Below are 16,644 nucleotides of genomic sequence, written 5' to 3' on the forward strand. Positions count from 1 at the left end.
AGCCTACGTGCGCGTGTGCGCCGTCTCGTCCGCCTCCGCCTCGTCGGCCGCTGTCTCGTCCGCCGTCCCGGCGGTCCGACGGCCCGGCAGCCGGGAGACAAGGCGCACGCGCGCGCGTGCGGCACCGTCACCGAGTCGGCGCAGGAACGAGGTGGGCAGGAACACGGCGTCCGCGGCGATCATCGCGAGGGAGAAGAAGGGCAGCCCGAGGACGACGGCGATGACGGCGTGCTCGGTCATCATCACGGCCAGCAGGACGTTCTTGACCCGCCGGTTGAAGAGCGTGAAGGGGAAGGCGACCTGCACGACCACCGTCCCGTACGTCACCAGCATCACCATCGTGCCGCTCGACGCCATCAGGTCGGAGAGGGCGGGCCACGGGGAGAAGTAGTCGAGGTGGAGCGGGTAGTAGACGGCGGTGCCGTCCTGCCAGCGCGAGCCCTGGATCTTGTACCAGCCGGCCGTCGCGTAGATCAGACAGGCCTCGGCCATGATCACGAAAAGGGCCGCGTTGTGCACGACGTTGCCGACTATGTCGAGCAGCATCCGGAGCCCGCCGGGCTGCTCGCCTCCCTGCTCGCCGTCTTGCCCGCTCCCTGGCTCGCCGCCCGGCGCCCGGCGCGCGACGACCCACCACACGCCCATGGCCAGCCACATCCCCCACAGGATCACCGGAACCAGTGGGTCGCCGTCGAGCTTCCCGGCCGCGGTACCGGCGACCAGGAGCGACCCGAGGACGGCCCAGAGCGCGGGGCCCACTCGGTCGGGGGCGGCGAACAGCACACGCGCGCGTGCCCTGCGGGCTCGTCGCGCGTCCAGGGACCACACCTGGCCACAGCGCGTGAACACCAGGTAGAGGGACATCAGGTGCAGGACGTTGTCGCCGCCGTCCCCCACGAAGATGCTGCGGTTCTGGAGCGAGAGCACACCGACCATGAAGACCACGGACAGCGTGCGGGTGCGCCAGCCGAGCAGCAGAAGAAGACTGGCGAGGACGGCGAGCACGTAGACGAGCTCGAACCAGACCCGGCTGCCGGACCACATGAGCACGGTGAAGGCGCCGTTGTCCGAGATGAGCTGCTGGGCGAGATCCCAGCTCCAGGGCCCGTCCGGGCCGTACAGCTCCTGCCGGTGCGGGAATTCGCGCAGCAGGAACAGCAGCCACGTCGCTGAGAAGCCGATCCGCACGACGGCGGCCTGGTAGGGGCCCAGCGCGGTCTCGGTGACACGGCCGATACCCAGGGAGGCCGCTCGCGAGAAGGAACGGAAGAGCGAACGGGAGGCCGTGGGCTCGACGGAGGTCATGAGCCGTCCCCCTTAGCCTTGTCGTCCGTGCCCGCCGCCTGCGGCGCCTCGTCGTCGGGGACGGGCCACCAGGGCAGTACGCGGTACGTGGGCTTCTCGGGCACCTGCTCCTGGCTCCACTCGGGGGGTCGGACGTTCGTGCTGCGCGAGCGGACCTGGACGCGGTCGATCGTGCCGCCCGGGCCGACCGCGCCCTCGCGCTCGAGACGCATGACGACGATGCGGCGCAGGTACGCCTCGGAGAGGGCACCGCGCAGGCCCGAGGGACGGTTCTGGGCGTCGTGCGAGCCGGCGAGGAAGTCCCACGCCCGGCGCAGCTCGTTCTGCTGGGTGTGACTCGGCACCGGATTGCCGTGGATGGCCTTCCCGTCCAGCGCGGAGAGGTCGTACCAGCCGGTCGTCCGGGCCCCGCCGTCCGCCGTACGGACATCGGCGCGGACCTCGACTGCGATGTTCTGCTGCAGCGGGTTGGGGGCGAAGAGCTTCCAGTTCTGTTCGAACTCCGGGTAGATCCAGTCGTCGATCGCCGACGCGTGCTCCCTGGTGACCGTGTTCGAGGGCGCGACGTGCAGAAACACCATCCCGAGGTGGACACACACGACCACGGCGACCACCGCGACGGCCAGGGCCGCGCCCACCTGGTACGGGAGAGACAGAGCGGCCAGGGACGGGCGCGGCGCTTCCCGGGGCGGTGGCGGGGGGTCGTCGAGCATGGAGCTCTCGGCCTCGCCGGGCTCAACGACCTCGTCGACCTCGTCGACCTCGCCGGGCTGGTCGCGCCCGTGTCGGGCGGTCGAGTCTGCCTCGTACGCGTCCATTGCGCCCCGCCTCCCGATACCCGGTCCCATCGCACCCACGGCGTGCGCACGGGCACGGTACTCAGGGCAGCCCGCCCGGCGCAGCCCCCTCCGCACGCCCGCACACGCCGTGCACGGTGCCCGGACAGCCCGCTGACACCCTACGGCCCACCGTTGGAGCACCGATTCGAACAAATCGAACAGTCTGCCGCTGCCGCGCACCCCACGGTCCGATCCGTTCCCTTCTTCTAGAACCTGTTCTATCTTGACGCCCCGTCAGGTCACCCGCCCCCGGGCCGAGAGGACAGCACCGTGGACTTCAGGTTCAGCGAGGAGCAGCAGGCGGCGGTCGAGGCGGCCCGGGCGGTCTTCGGCGGGGTCGCACCGGACGGCGTACCCAGCCCGTCGCTCGTCCCGGGTGCCGTCGCCGACGACTTCGACCGCGCCCTGTGGGAGAGGCTCGCCGGTGCGGACCTGCTGAGCCTGCTGCTCGACGACGAGTTCGGCGGCGCCGGCCTCGACGCCATCGCCCTGTGCCTCGTCCTGCGCGAGTCCGCGAAGGTACTGGCCCGGGTCCCCCTGCTGGAGAGCTGCGCCGCCGCCGCGGCCGTACAGGCATTCGGCGACGGGGTACTGCGGGACGAGGTGCTGCGCCGGGCCGGGACCGGCGACCTCGTCCTCACCGTCGCCGCACACGGCCGCACCGGCCACGACGCCGCCGAACTCGCCGTGACCGCAAGCCGGGACGGCGACCTGTGGGTGCTCGACGGAGTGCAGACGGCGGTGCCCTGGGCGCACAACGCCGACTTCGTGCTCGTACCCGCCCGCACCGGCACCGACCGGACCGTCCTCGCTCTGGTCCCCCGCCTTAACGAAGGGGCCCCGCTCGACGGCCTGACCCTCGCCGAGCAGATCTCCACCGCCGGCGAACGGCTCGCCGAGCTACGCCTGGATTCCGTGTGTGTGCCGGACCACTACGTCCTCGACACCGAGGACGCCTGGCCCTGGCTGCGCGACCTGCTCACCGTCGGGACCTGCGCACAGGCCCTCGGACTGGGGACCGCCGTACTGGGCATGACCAGCGACTACACCGGCAAACGGGAACAGTTCGGGCATCCGCTGGCGACGTTCCAGGCCGTCGCCGTCCAGGCCGCCGACCGGTACATCGACCTGCGCGCCATGGAGGCCACACTCTGGCAGGCGGCATGGCGCATCAGTACCGGGGCGAGCGGCGCGCTGCCGGTCTCCGGAGACGTGGCCGTCGCCAAGATCTGGGCCTCGGAAGGGGTACGCCGGGTCGTGCAGACCGCGCAGCACCTGCACGGCGGCTTCGGCGCCGACACCGACTATCCGCTGCACCGCTACCACGCCTGGGCCAAACACCTGGAGCTGTCCCTCGGCCCGGCGGCGGCACACGAGGAGACACTCGGCGACCTGCTCTCGGCCCACCAACTGGCCTGAAGGCCGACGCCGAGCCCTCACACACCCCGGGCTCGGGTTCGGCTCAGGCTACGAAGCCCGGCGCACCCTCGTCGGTGACGACCGGGCGGCCCGCCGCCTCCCACACCTGCATACCGCCGCCGACGTTCACGGCGTCGATGCCCTGCTGGACCAGGTAGTTCGTGACCTGCGCCGACCGGCCCCCGGAACGGCAGATCACGTTCACCCGACCGTCCTGCGGCGCCGCCTCCGTCAACTCGCCGAAGCGCGCGACGAACTCGCTCATGGGGATGTGCAACGCCCCCTCGGCATGCCCCGCCTGCCACTCCTCGTCCTCACGGACATCCAGCAAGAAGTCGTCGTCCTTGAGGTCCGCGACCTCGACCGTGGGCACACCAGAACCGAAACTCATGCCCCGACGATACCCACGTCACCGCCCGAGCAGCGCCGCGAGTTCCGCCTCACGCTGCGCGACCTGCGCCAGCAACTGCTCCGCGATCTCCTCCAGGAGACGGTCGGGGTCGTCCGGAGCGAGCTTCAGCATCGCGCCGATCGCACCCTCCTCCAGGTCCCTCGCGACCAGCGTGAGCAGCTCCTTGCGCTGAGCCAGCCACTCGAGGCGGGCGTAGAGCTCCTCGCTGTGACTCGGCTGCCACTCGGCGGGCGCCGGACCGGCCGCCCACTCCTCGGCCAGCTCCCGCAGCGACACCTCGTCGCCCCGCCCGTAGGCCGTGTTGACCCGGGCGATGAACTCGTCGCGCCGCGCCCGCTCCGCCTCGTCCTGCGCCAGGTCCGGATGGGCCTTGCGCACCAGCTCCCGGTAGACCTTGCGGGCCTCGTCGCTCGGGCGCACCCGCTGCGGGGGCCGCACCGGCTGCTCGGTGAGCATCGCCGCGGCCTCCGGGAACAGTCCCTCCGAGTCCATCCAGCCGTGGAACAGCTCCTCGACCCCGGGCATCGGCATGACCCGCGCCCGAGCCTCCCGCGCCGCCCGCGCGTCCTCGGGGTCACCGCTGCGCGCGGCCTTCGCCTCGGCGATCTCGGCGTCCAGCTCGTCGAGGCGGGTGTACATCGGGCCGAGCTTCTGGTGGTGCAGCCGGGAGAAGTTCTCGACCTCGATACGGAACGTCTCGACCGCGATCTCGTACTCGATGAGCGCCTGCTCGGCGACCCGTACGGCCCGCTCCAACCGCTCCTCGGGCCGAGCACCCTCGGCCTGACCGGCCGCGCCGGCCGCCGCCTGCGCGTCAGGCGCGTCAGGAGACTCCCGCGCCCCTTCGGCTTCGGGCACGGACGAGGACTGCTCAGCTTCCGGGGTCGTCACCCGCCCAAGCGTAGGCCACGGCTCCGGCGCCCACCCAAGGTCACCGAACAGACCCCGAAGTCACCCCACACCCGTCACACTCCGCCCCGGCGACCACCGCCCCGACCCTCACACCCCCATCTCCGCGGCGATCCGCCCCGCCCGCACAGCCCCCACCAGAACCGCGTGATCCGCCTCCGTACGGTCGGCGTAGGCCGTCGCGAACGTCGCCACCGCCTCGTCCAGCTCGTCGCTCTTGCCGCAGTACCCGGCGATCAGACGAGGATCGGCACTGTGGGCGTGCGCCCGGGCCAGCAGGGCGCCCGTCATCCGTCCGTAGTCGTCGATCTGGTCGGCGGACAGGGCGGCCGGGTCGACGCTGCCCTTGCGGTTGCGGAACTGCCGCACCTGGAAAGGCAGTCCGTCGACCGTCGTCCACCCGAGAAGAATGTCGCTGACGACCTGCATGCGCTTCTGCCCGAGCACCACCCGGCGCCCCTCGTGCACCGCGCCTGCCGCCTCCACCGGATCCCAGCCGGCGGTCGCCAGATGCGGGACCAGCGCCGACGGACGGGCCTCCTTCACCTGGAGGACGAGCGACTCCCCCTTGTGATCCAGCAGCAGGACGACGTACGACCGCGCACCCACACTCCCCGTGCCGACGATCCGGAACGCCACATCGTGCACCGAGTGCCGCTCCAGCAACGGAAGACGGTCCTCCGAGAGCGTCCCCGCATACTCCTCCAGGGACGCCGCCACCGCCGCGGCCTCCGCGTCCGGCACCCGCTGCAGCACCGGAAGAGCGTCGACGAAGCGCCGCCCGCCGTCCTCGGTGACCTCCGTCGACCTGGCCGCGAACCGCCCGCTGGTGTTGCCCCGCGCCTTCTCGGACACCCGCTCGAGCGTGCCGATCAGGTCATGGGCGTCCGTGTAGGAGACAAGCTCCTCGTCCGCGATGGCGTTCCACGCGTCCAGCACCGAAAGCTTCGCCAGCAGCCGCATCGTCCGGCGGTACGCCCCGACCGCGCCGTGCGCAGCCTTGCGGCAGATGTCCTCGTCCGCGCCCGCCTCCCGGCCCGCGAGCACCAGCGAGGCGGCAAGCCGCTTGAGGTCCCACTCCCAGGGGCCCTGGACCGTCTCGTCGAAGTCGTTCAGATCGATGACCAGACCGCCACGCGCGTCACCGTAGAGACCGAAGTTGCCCGCATGGGCGTCGCCGCAGATCTGCGCGCCGATCCTGGTCATCGGCGTACGCGCCAGGTCGTAAGCCATCAGGCCCGCCGAACCCCGCAGGAAGGCGAACGGGGTCGCCGCCATCCTGCCCACCCTTATCGGGGCCAACTCGGGGATACGACCACGGTTGGACTCCCTGACCGCCGTCTCCGCATCCGGACGTGAACCGTCCGCGCCCCCGTCGAACAAGGCGTGCGCGCCACGCGGAACCCGCTGCCGCAACGCCTTCCCCTCCTCCTTGGGGGAGGAGCCCTCCGCCTGCCACTGGGCGAACCCCCGCACCCGGGGAAGCCCCCGCGCCCGGCTGCGCACCACCGTGGCCCCCGCCGACTCCGTACCGACCTCGGTCATCGCGACCGCCTCCCCCACTCCCCACACCGCCACCAACATCAACTGGCGACGACCGTACCGCCACACATCCCCATCAGGTGAGACCCTGTGGATAAGTCGGGCAACCCGTGGGACGCACCTCATATGAGAGAGACCTCACATCCCCGTGACGGCGTGGTGAGATGCACGCGGGCAATGAGAACCACGAGAACGATGAGTGCAACGAGAAACGGCCCTCATCGTGATCACGATGAGGGCCGTTCACTTGTGCGCGAGGGGGGAGTTGAACCCCCACGCCCTTGCGGGCACTGGAACCTGAATCCAGCGCGTCTGCCTATTCCGCCACCCGCGCATTGGGTGTGTCCTCCGGCCCTGCTCCCTGCGGTGCTGGGGCCTTCCGACATCGAGAAGATTAGCACGCTGGAGGTGGTGGGTTCACATCCCTTTCCCCCGCCCCCACCCACCCCGGAACCGCCCCGGACCCGCCGACCAAGCCGGACCGGCGGCGACTACGTATCAACACGAGCCTGTTCACGTATCAACCTCGTACCGGTCAAGCCCATCTCCTATGGAGGCGGGCAAGGTGCACAGTCAGGTGCGGGACACTGGTTTGGCGCCGCCTCTACGATCTGGGTAGGGCCCGAGGAGTTCGAAGGGGAGCTTCACAGGGAACTTCGTCAGGCGTCGACACCTGTCGACCGGGCTGACAGGGGGAACCAGCCGTTTTCCCCGCGCGTGGATACGATCAGTAAGCAGTACCAGGCACGACAGGCACGGCACGCACGGCTCAGACAGAGCAGCAACTTGGAGGAGGTGCCCCATGGGAGTCCTGAAGAAGTTCGAGCAGCGTCTCGAAGGTCTGGTCAACGGCACCTTCGCCAAAGTGTTCAAGTCCGAGGTCCAGCCCGTGGAGATCGCGGGCGCGCTGCAGCGCGAGTGCGACAACAACGCGACCATCTGGAACCGCGACCGGACCGTCGTACCCAACGACTTCATCGTGGAACTGAGCGCCCCGGACTACGAGCGCCTCAGCCCCTACTCCGGACAGCTCGGCGACGAGCTCGCCGGGATGGTGCGGGACTACGCCAAGCAGCAGCGGTACACCTTCATGGGCAACGTCAAGGTGCACCTGGAGAAGGCCGACGACCTCGACACCGGCCTGTACCGGGTCCGCAGCCGTACGCTCGCCTCCTCCACCAACCAGCAGGCCCCCGGCGGACCCGGCCCCGCCGCCCCCGCGGCCCCGCCCAGAGGCAGGCCCGCGGCCGGCGGCTACGGCTATCCGCCCGCCGCACCACCCCCGATGCCGGCCGCACCACCGCCCGGCGGACGCCCCGGCGCCGCCCCGGCGGGCCCGCCCATGGGCCAGCGGCCCACGGCCGGCGCGGGCCGACTGCGCTCCTGGGTCGAGATCAACGGCGCCCGCCACCAGATCTCCGGCCCCACCCTGGTACTGGGCCGCAGCACCGAGGCAGACGTACGGATCGACGACCCCGGCGTCTCCCGCCGGCACTGCGAGATCCGGCCCGGAACGCCCCCGACGATCCAGGACCTCGGGTCCACCAACGGCATCGTGGTGGACGGGACGCACACCACCCGCGCTACGCTCCGCGACGGCTCGCGGATCGTCGTGGGCAGCACCACCATCATTTACCGGCAAGCCGAAGGGTGAAGCGGGGGCAATGTCAGAGCTGACCCTCACGGTCATGCGGCTGGGTTTCCTGGCCGTACTGTGGCTGTTCGTGATCGTGGCCGTGCAGGTCATCCGCAGCGATCTGTTCGGTACGCGTGTCACCCAGCGCGGGTCGAGGCGTGACAGCGGCCGCCAGCAACAGGCGACCGCCCGGCAGACAGCCGCGCCACCCCAGCAGCGCCAGCAGCAGCCGTCCGGCGGCGGCGGCAGGCAGCGCCGGGGCGCCCCCAGCAAACTGGTCGTCTCCGAAGGCACCCTGACGGGCACCACCGTCGCCCTCCAGGGGCAGACGGTAACCCTCGGCCGGGCCCACGACTCGACCATCGTGCTGGACGACGACTACGCCTCCAGCAGGCATGCCAGGATCTACCCGGACCGGGACGGCCAGTGGATCGTCGAGGACCTCGGGTCCACCAACGGCACCTACCTCGACCGGACCCGGCTGACGACTCCGACACCGATTCCGCTGGGCGCGCCGATCCGCATCGGCAAGACCGTCATCGAGCTGCGGAAGTAGTGCTGCATCATGAATAGGCGCGAGCGGAGCGAGCAGGCGGCGGCGGTCCATGCGAAGGGCCCCGGCGCGCTCCCGACCGGAGGGTGGGCACCGTGCGGATGTACCCGGAGCCGACGGGCGAGGTGCGCATGAGTCTGTCACTGCGCTTCGCCGCCGGATCGCACAAAGGCATGATCCGCGAGGGCAACGAGGACTCCGGCTACGCCGGTCCCCGCCTCCTCGCCATCGCCGACGGCATGGGCGGCCAGGCCGCCGGTGAGGTCGCCTCCTCCGAGGTGATCTCCACGATCGTCGCCCTCGACGACGACGTCCCTGGCTCCGACATCCTCACCTCGCTCGGCACCGCCGTGCAGCGGGCCAACGACCAGCTCCGGATGATGGTCGAGGAGGACCCCCAGCTGGAGGGCATGGGCACCACGCTCACCGCCCTCCTGTGGACGGGACAGCGCCTCGGCCTCGTACACGTGGGCGACTCACGCGCGTACCTCCTCCGGGACGGCGTCCTCACCCAGATCACGCAGGACCACACCTGGGTACAGCGCCTCGTCGACGAGGGACGCATCACCGAGGAAGAGGCCACCACCCACCCGCAGCGCTCGCTCCTCATGCGCGCGCTGGGCAGCGGCGACCATGTCGAACCCGACCTCTCCATCCGCGAAGTCCGCGCCGGCGACCGCTACTTGATCTGCTCCGACGGGCTGAGCGGAGTCGTGTCCCACCAGACCATGGAGGACACCCTCGCCAGCTACCAGGGCCCCCAGGAGACCGTGCAGCAGCTCATCGAGCTGGCGCTGCGCGGCGGCGGCCCCGACAACATCACCGTGATCATCGCCGACGTCCTGGACCTCGACACCGGGGACACCCTCGCCGGACAGCTGTCCGACGTACCCGTCGTCGTCGGCGCGGTCGCCGAGAACCAGCACAACCAGCACCACATGCACGACGGCGGCGCCATGCAGACGCCCGCCGGACGCGCCTCCGGGCTCGGCCGGCAACGGCCCGCGCACGGCGGCGGCGGCGGCGAGTTCGGCCCGCCCGGCTCCGGCGACACCACCGGCTACATCCAGACCGGCGGCTTCGGCGGCTACAGCGACGACGACTTCGTCAAACCCAGCGCCGGCCGCAAGTGGTTCAAGAGAACCCTCTACATCACCCTCGCCCTCGCCGTCATCGGCGGAGGCCTGTACGGCGGCTACCGCTGGACCCAGACGCAGTACTACGTCGGTGCCAGCGACGACCACGTCGCGCTGTACCGGGGGATCAACCAGGACCTGGCCTGGATCTCGCTCTCGAAGGTCGAGAAGGACCACCCCGAGATCGAACTCAAGTACCTGCCCGCCTACCAGCAGAAGCAGGTCGAGGGCACCATCACGGAGGGCGGCCTCAAGGACGCCCAGTCGAAGATCTCCGAACTGGCCACCCAGGCCTCCGCATGCAAGAAGCAGGAACAACGGCGCGCGGCCGACAACGCGAACAACGCCAAGACCGGCGAAGGCGAGGCAGGAGGCACCACGGGAACCACCCGTACCGCCGCCGCGTCCAAGGCAACGCCGAGCCCGACGCCGTCCGGATCGGCGTCCCCGTCCACAACCGCACCCACTCCCACACCCGGCCCCAGCCTCTCCGAGGAAGAGCAGAAGCTGGTCTCGCTGTGCGGTAAGCAGTAGGCAAGCCGTGAGGGGCCACTTCATACGATGAGCAGTACAACCAACACCTCGCAGCACCACACGTCCACGATCGGCGCGATCGGCACCCCGAGCCGTCGCAACACCGAACTGGCGCTCCTGGCATTCGCCGTCCTCATCCCGGTCTTCGCCTACGCCAACGTGGGCCTGGCCATCGACGACAAGATCCCCACGGGCCTCCTCAGCTACGGCCTCGGCCTCGGCCTGATCGCCGCCGTCGGCCACCTCGTCGTACGCAAGTTCGCCCCGTACGCGGACCCACTGCTGCTGCCCCTGGCCACACTGCTCAACGGCATCGGGCTGGTGGTCATCTGGCGACTGGACCAGTCCGAAAAACTCCAGCAGAGGAGGGAGTTCATCGAGGCGGCCCCCCGCCAGCTGCTGAACTCCGCACTGGGCGTCGCCCTGTTCGTGCTGGTGCTGGTCCTCCTCAAGGACCACCGCATCCTCCAGCGCTACACGTACATCTCCATGGCCGGAGCCATCGTCCTGCTGATCCTGCCGCTGGTGCCGGGCCTTGGCTTCGACAACTTCGGTGCCAAGATCTGGATCAGGATCCCCGGCCTGGGCAGCGTCCAGCCCGGCGAGTTCGCAAAAATCGCTCTCGCCGTCTTCTTCGCCGGCTATCTGATGGTGAAACGCGACGCCCTCGCCCTCGCCAGCCGCCGTTTCATGGGCCTGTACCTGCCCCGCGGTCGCGACCTCGGTCCGATCATCGTGGTCTGGATCATCTCGATCCTGATCCTGGTCTTCGAGACCGACCTTGGTACGTCGCTGCTGTTCTTCGGAATGTTCATCATCATGCTGTACGTCGCCACCGAGCGGACCAGCTGGATCGTCTTCGGTCTGCTGATGTCGGCGGTCGGCGCGGTCAGCGTGGCGAGTTTCGAGCCGCACATCCAGACGCGTGTGCAGGCCTGGCTCAACCCGTTGAACGAGTACAAGCTCAGCCAATCCGGGGTCCAGGACGGCATCCTCCACTCCGAACAGGCGATGCAGGCCCTGTGGGCCTTCGGCTCCGGCGGCACCCTCGGTACCGGGCTCGGCCAGGGCAACTCCGACCTCATCGGCTTCGCCGCCAACTCCGACTTCATCCTCGCCACCTTCGGCGAGGAACTCGGCCTGGCCGGCGTCATGGCGATCCTGCTCATCTACGGTCTGATCGTGGAACGCGGCGTCCGCACCGCCCTCGCCGCCCGCGACCCCTTCGGCAAGCTGCTGGCCATCGGCCTGTCCGGTGCCTTCGCACTCCAGGTCTTCGTCGTCGCCGGTGGCGTCATGGGCCTGATCCCGCTCACCGGTATGACGATGCCGTTCCTCGCGGCAGGTGGCTCCTCCGTCATCGCCAACTGGGCCCTCATCGCCATCCTGCTCAGGATCAGCGACACCGCACGCCGTCCCGCGCCCGCCCCGGCCCCCAACCCCGACGCCGAGATGACCCAGGTGGTCCGACCGTGAACAAGCCCCTGCGCCGGATCGCGATCTTCTGCGGGCTCCTCGTACTCGCCCTGCTCGTCCGCGACAACTGGCTCCAGTACGTCCGGGCGGACACCCTCAAGAACGACACGCTCAACCGACGCGTCGCCATCGAGCGGTACGCCACACCCCGCGGCAACATCATCGTCGACGGAGAGGCCATCACCGGCTCCGTCGCGTCCAGCAGCAGCGACTACGAGTACAAGCGCAGCTACAAGGACGGCCCCATGTGGGCCCCCGTCACGGGCTACGCCTCACAGGCGTTCGGCGCGACCCAGCTCGAGTCCATCGACGACGGCATCCTCACCGGCAACGACGACCGGCTCTTCTTCCGCAACACCCTCGACATGATCACGGGCAAGAAGAAGCAGGGCGGCAACGTCGTCACCACCCTCAACGCCGCAGCCCAGAAAGCCGCGTACGACGGCCTCAAGGACCGCGGCAAGGGCGCGGTGGCCGCGATCGACCCATCCACCGGCGCGATCCTGGCCCTGGCCTCCTTCCCCTCCTACGACCCCTCGACGTTCGCCGGGAACTCGAGCAAGGACTCGGAGGCCTGGCAGAAGCTTCAGAAGAAGGCCGACCCGAACGACCCCCTGCTCAACCGGGCCCTGCGCGACATCTATCCCCCCGGCTCCACCTTCAAGGTCGTGACGGCGGCCGCCGCCCTTGAGAACGGCCTGTACACGGACGCCGACGAGAAGACGGACTCGCCGTTCCCCTACAACCTGCCGACCACCACGACGCCGTTGAAGAACGAGGGGACCATCCCCTGCAAGAACGCGACGATGCGCGTCGCCCTTCAGTACTCCTGCAACACCGTCTTCGGCAAGATCGGCGCCGACCTCGGCAAGGACAAGATGCTCGACGAGGCCAAGAAGTTCGGCTTCAACGAGGAGCAGTTCATCCCGGTCCGTGCCTCCGCCTCCAACTTCCCCGAGAAGATGGACCAGCCGCAGACCGCGCTCAGCTCCATCGGCCAGTTCGAGACCGCGACGACACCGCTGCAGATGGCCATGGTCGCCTCAGCGATCGCCAACGACGGCAAACTGATGAAGCCGTACATGGTCGACAAGCTCCAGGCCCCCAACCTCGACGTGCTCCAGCAGACCGAGCCCGAGGAGATGAGCCAGCCTCTGTCCTCCAAGAACGCCCAGACCCTCCAGTCGATGATGGAGACGGTCGTCAAGGACGGCACCGGCAAGAACGCCCAGATCAGCGGCGTGACCGTCGGCGGCAAGACCGGCACCGCCCAGCACGGCGTCGACAACAGCGAGAAGCCGTACGCCTGGTTCATCTCCTACGCCAAGCTCGCCGACGGCAGCTCACCGGTCGCCGTCGCGGTCGTCGTCGAGGACGAGGGCGCCGTCCGCGACAACATCTCGGGCGGCGGTCTGGCCGCGCCCATCGCCAAGAGCGTGATGGAGGCGGTCATCAAGAGCAAGCGGTGAGAGCCCCGTCACGTCCCCTTCACATCGGTGCACGTTGCGATACCGGTCCGGTATCGGCTGACGGGCTTGGCCAGGTCACACAAATGAACCCGGGTACCGTATGCCCGGACGGCACAGCCGGACCACACACAGGTGCGGTCGGGACCGACGGAGAGGGCTGGTAGGAAGCTATGGAAGAGCCGCGTCGCCTCGGCGGCCGGTACGAGCTGGGTCACGTGCTCGGCCGTGGTGGCATGGCGGAGGTATACCTCGCACATGACACCCGCCTGGGCCGCACCGTGGCAGTGAAGACGTTGCGCGCCGACCTCGCGCGCGACCCTTCCTTCCAGGCCCGGTTCCGCCGGGAGGCCCAGTCGGCCGCCTCGCTCAACCATCCCGCGATCGTCGCCGTGTACGACACCGGCGAGGACTACATCGACGGGACGTCCATCCCGTACATCGTGATGGAGTACGTGGACGGTTCCACGCTCCGCGAGCTCCTCCACTCGGGCCGCAAGCTGCTGCCCGAGCGGACGCTGGAGATGACCATCGGGATCCTCCAGGCATTGGAGTACTCCCACAGAAGCGGCATCGTCCACCGCGACATCAAACCGGCCAACGTCATGCTCACACGCAACGGCCAGGTCAAGGTCATGGACTTCGGCATCGCCCGCGCCATGGGCGACTCCGGCATGACGATGACGCAGACGTCCGCGGTCATAGGAACGGCCCAGTACCTCTCGCCGGAACAGGCGAAGGGCGAACAGGTGGACGCGAGGTCCGACCTGTACTCGTCCGGCTGCCTGCTCTACGAACTGCTGACCGTCCGGCCCCCGTTCATCGGGGACTCCCCGGTCGCGGTGGCATACCAGCACGTACGGGAAGAACCCCAGCCCCCATCGGTGTTCGACCCCGAGATCACCCCCGAGATGGACGCCATCGTCCTCAAGGCCCTCGTCAAGGACCCGGACTACCGCTACCAGTCCGCCGACGAGATGCGCCTCGACATCGAGGCCTGCCTCGACGGCCAGCCCGTCGCGGCCACCGCGGCCATGGGCTCGGTCGGCTACGGCGCCTACGGCTACCCCGACGACCAGGCCACCACCGCCCTGCGCTCCGACGCCGGCGCGACCACCATGCTCCCCCCGATGAGCCCGGACGACGGCGGCTTCGGCTACGACGACCGGGGTCCCCGACGACGCCAGCAGCAGAAGAAGTCGAACACCTCGACGATCCTGCTGGCCGTGGCGGGCGCGCTGGTGCTGGTCGGCGCCATCCTGATCGGCAAGTGGGTGTTCGACGGGCAGGGTGTGAAGGACACCACCCTCAAGAACCCGAACTTCGTCAGCCAGACCAAGAGCGACGCCGAGAAGGCGGCGGTGAACGTCGAACTGAAACTGACGTTCACCGACAAGGCCTGCGAGAACGAGCCCAAGGGCAACATCTGCTCCCAGAGTCCCGGGCCCGGCGCGGACGTGAAAAAGGGCGACACCATCGCGCTGGTGCTCTCCACCGGGGCGCCGAAGGTCGTCGTACCGAGTGTGCTCGGCGAGCAGGTGGACGACGCCACCAAGGAACTCGAGAGCGACAAGTACCAGCTCGACGTCAAGACGGTGACCAAGGAGTCCCCCGAGGACCCGGGCAAGGTCCTCGAACAGTCCCTGGACGTCGGCGACGAGGTGGAGAAGGGCACGACGATCACCCTCACGGTCGCCAAGGAGGAAGAGAAGTCGACGGTCCCGGCGGTCATCGGCCAGGACTGTGACGCGGCCAAGCAGCAGATGCAGGCCAACGACCTCGTCGGCGAGTGCACGGAGATCGAGACCACCGACGACAACCAGGTCGGCAAGGTCATCTCCACCGTCCCGAACGCGGGCACCCAGGCCGACCCGGGCGACACCGTGACCATCCAGATCGGCAAGAAGGCCGAGGTCCAGAAGACCCCCGTCCCGGACGTCACCCGGAAGACCGTGGGCGAGGCCAAGCAGATCCTGCAGGCGGCCGGCTTCAACCAGATCCAGTTCGCCAACGGCAGCGACCCGAGCGACACCGCACTGGTCATCGCCCAGGATCCGCAGGGCGGCAACGGCAACGAGGTCGAGGATCCGGGCAACACCCCGATCACGCTGCAGACCATCAACTTCGGCGGCGGCAACAACGGCGGCGACAACGGCGGAAACGGCGGCAACCCCTTCGGCTGACCGCCTGTCACACAAGTGAGCCCCGGCGCCTTCCCAGGCACCGGGGCTCACCCATACCCGTGTACGAAGTCCGACCACACCTTCATATGCCTGGACTCGTTGGACCGGTGAGGAAAACCCGACGAGTCGAGGGGAACGGAACGTGATCAACGAAACAGCTCTGCTGGAGTCCAAGGCACTGCGCGAGAGTGCGCTGGAACGGACAGAAGTGCTCGACAGGGTGAAGGTGCTGTCACTGCTGCCCGACGGCATGCATGTGACGACGGCGATGGTGGCGACGTACTTCGGCGTCACTGTCGAGGTCGTGAGGCAGCTGAAAGCACGCCATCACGATGAGCTGTCGATTAACGGGATGGTGACGCTCAAAGGTCATGACCTGGCGGAATTCAAGCGTGACATCCTGTCACGCTTTTCCGGAGGTTATCCACAGCCTCGCTCGAGCCTCACCCTCTACTCCCGCCGAGCCGTCCTCAACATCGCCATGCTCCTGCGCGACAGCGAGATCGCCCGCCAGGTGCGCACCTACCTGCTCGACATGGAATCCCTGGCACGCGCACAAGCACAACCTGTCGAAGGCCCTGTCTCCCCCGACATGTCCTCCCTCGACGCCCGCATCGACCAGCGCATCACCCACGTCCTCGGGAAAACCGTCGTCCCTATGTTCAACGCACTGATCGAAACCTCGGGCGAGCACCGCAAGGAGCTGACCGCCCTGCGGACGGGAGTCCAACGCATCGAACGACGGCTCCACCAGCACCACGCCCGCCTGCAACGGCTCGAAGGGACGCGAGACGACCGCCCGGCCGTCGGAGTCATGGCAGCCATGGACGCCATGAACGGCCGCACGTTCGAGCACCACATCGCCAAACTGCTGCGCCGCGACGGCTGCACCAACGTCGTCGTGCAGGGCGGTCACGGAGACCGTGGCGTCGACATCATCGCGCTCACAGCCGACGGGCGTCGTCTCGTCGTCCAGTGCAAGAGGTTCGCGCCCTACCTCAACATCACCAGCCCCGACGTCCAGAAATTCGTGGGGTCGGCCAAGGTGCTGTACCGCGCGGAAGTCGCGCTCTACGTGGCCACGTGCCCCTTCACGCCGGAGGCACTGAGCATCGCCTCCGAGGCCGGGATCACCGCCGTACACCGTGGGGTGCTGGAGGAGTGGAGCGCGGGCGAAACCCTGAGCATCCTGGAGTGAACTACGTGCGCGAAGGGGCCCGAAGTCGCAAGGAGA

General features: G+C 69.0%; 13 protein-coding genes and 1 tRNA gene. 8 read left to right on the forward strand and 6 right to left on the reverse strand.

All coding sequences use genetic code 11. The features are described 5' to 3' along the window. Positions 1-3: 3 nt before the first annotated feature. Both PV396_RS19350 and PV396_RS19355 read right to left on the reverse strand, forming a co-directional pair. On the reverse strand, positions 4-1,305 hold the full coding sequence (locus tag PV396_RS19350) for an HTTM domain-containing protein (RefSeq protein ID WP_319206099.1): 1,302 nt from the start codon (positions 1,303-1,305) through the stop codon (positions 4-6). Continuing rightward, on the reverse strand, positions 1,302-2,123 hold the full coding sequence (locus tag PV396_RS19355) for a DUF5819 family protein (RefSeq protein ID WP_319206101.1): 822 nt from the start codon (positions 2,121-2,123) through the stop codon (positions 1,302-1,304). Before PV396_RS19355 ends, PV396_RS19350 begins: the two co-directional genes overlap by 4 nt. Positions 2,124-2,414: 291 nt before the next feature. On the opposite strand from PV396_RS19355, the gene PV396_RS19360 reads away from it, so the two are divergent. Continuing rightward, a complete protein-coding gene (locus tag PV396_RS19360; RefSeq protein ID WP_319206103.1) occupies positions 2,415-3,563 on the forward strand; it encodes an acyl-CoA dehydrogenase family protein in 1,149 nt (382 codons plus the stop codon). Positions 3,564-3,606: 43 nt separating this feature from the next. On the opposite strand, the gene PV396_RS19365 is transcribed toward PV396_RS19360, so the two are convergent. From PV396_RS19365 to PV396_RS19380, 4 genes are all read right to left on the reverse strand, one after another. Beyond that, positions 3,607-3,936, reverse strand: a complete 330-nt coding sequence (locus tag PV396_RS19365; protein WP_319206375.1) for a rhodanese-like domain-containing protein — start codon at positions 3,934-3,936, stop codon at positions 3,607-3,609. Between the two features lie 36 nt (positions 3,937-3,972). After that, entirely contained in the window at positions 3,973-4,866 is an 894-nt protein-coding gene (locus tag PV396_RS19370; RefSeq protein ID WP_319206105.1) for a hypothetical protein, read from the reverse strand. Positions 4,867-4,974: 108 nt separating this feature from the next. Further along, positions 4,975-6,429, reverse strand: coding sequence for a DUF2252 domain-containing protein (locus PV396_RS19375; protein ID WP_319206107.1), 1,455 nt, complete (start codon positions 6,427-6,429; stop codon positions 4,975-4,977). A gap of 247 nt (positions 6,430-6,676) precedes the next feature. Then, positions 6,677-6,760, reverse strand: a tRNA-Leu gene (locus tag PV396_RS19380). Between the two features lie 468 nt (positions 6,761-7,228). Between PV396_RS19380 and PV396_RS19385 the strand changes: the two genes are divergently transcribed. The 7 genes from PV396_RS19385 to PV396_RS19415 all read left to right on the forward strand — a co-directional run bounded on the left by PV396_RS19385 (position 7,229) and on the right by PV396_RS19415 (position 16,608). Further along, positions 7,229-8,080, forward strand: a complete 852-nt coding sequence (locus PV396_RS19385) for a DUF3662 and FHA domain-containing protein (RefSeq protein ID WP_319206109.1) — start codon at positions 7,229-7,231, stop codon at positions 8,078-8,080. 10 nt (positions 8,081-8,090) lie between these two features. After that, positions 8,091-8,618 (forward strand): FHA domain-containing protein, encoded by a 528-nt coding sequence (locus PV396_RS19390; RefSeq protein ID WP_319206111.1) that lies wholly within the window; start codon positions 8,091-8,093, stop codon positions 8,616-8,618. A gap of 98 nt (positions 8,619-8,716) precedes the next feature. Beyond that, the gene (locus tag PV396_RS19395) at positions 8,717-10,285 is read left to right on the forward strand and encodes a Stp1/IreP family PP2C-type Ser/Thr phosphatase (protein ID WP_319206377.1); all 1,569 of its coding nucleotides are present in this window, start codon (positions 8,717-8,719) and stop codon (positions 10,283-10,285) included. Between the two features lie 27 nt (positions 10,286-10,312). Beyond that, positions 10,313-11,761, forward strand: coding sequence for an FtsW/RodA/SpoVE family cell cycle protein (locus tag PV396_RS19400; protein ID WP_319206113.1), 1,449 nt, complete (start codon positions 10,313-10,315; stop codon positions 11,759-11,761). After that, on the forward strand, positions 11,758-13,230 hold the full coding sequence (locus PV396_RS19405; RefSeq protein ID WP_319206115.1) for a penicillin-binding protein 2: 1,473 nt from the start codon (positions 11,758-11,760) through the stop codon (positions 13,228-13,230). The genes PV396_RS19400 and PV396_RS19405 overlap by 4 nt, the downstream gene beginning before the upstream one ends. Before the next feature lie 170 nt (positions 13,231-13,400). Further along, positions 13,401-15,410: a Stk1 family PASTA domain-containing Ser/Thr kinase gene (gene pknB, locus PV396_RS19410; protein ID WP_319206117.1), complete on the forward strand. Its 2,010-nt coding sequence runs from the start codon at positions 13,401-13,403 to the stop codon at positions 15,408-15,410. A 142-nt stretch (positions 15,411-15,552) separates the two neighbouring features. After that, positions 15,553-16,608 (forward strand): restriction endonuclease, encoded by a 1,056-nt coding sequence (locus PV396_RS19415; RefSeq protein ID WP_319206119.1) that lies wholly within the window; start codon positions 15,553-15,555, stop codon positions 16,606-16,608. Positions 16,609-16,644: the final 36 nt, after the last annotated feature.

The organism is Streptomyces sp. ME02-8801-2C, from assembly GCF_033793965.1.
Taxonomy (GTDB): domain Bacteria; phylum Actinomycetota; class Actinomycetes; order Streptomycetales; family Streptomycetaceae; genus Streptomyces.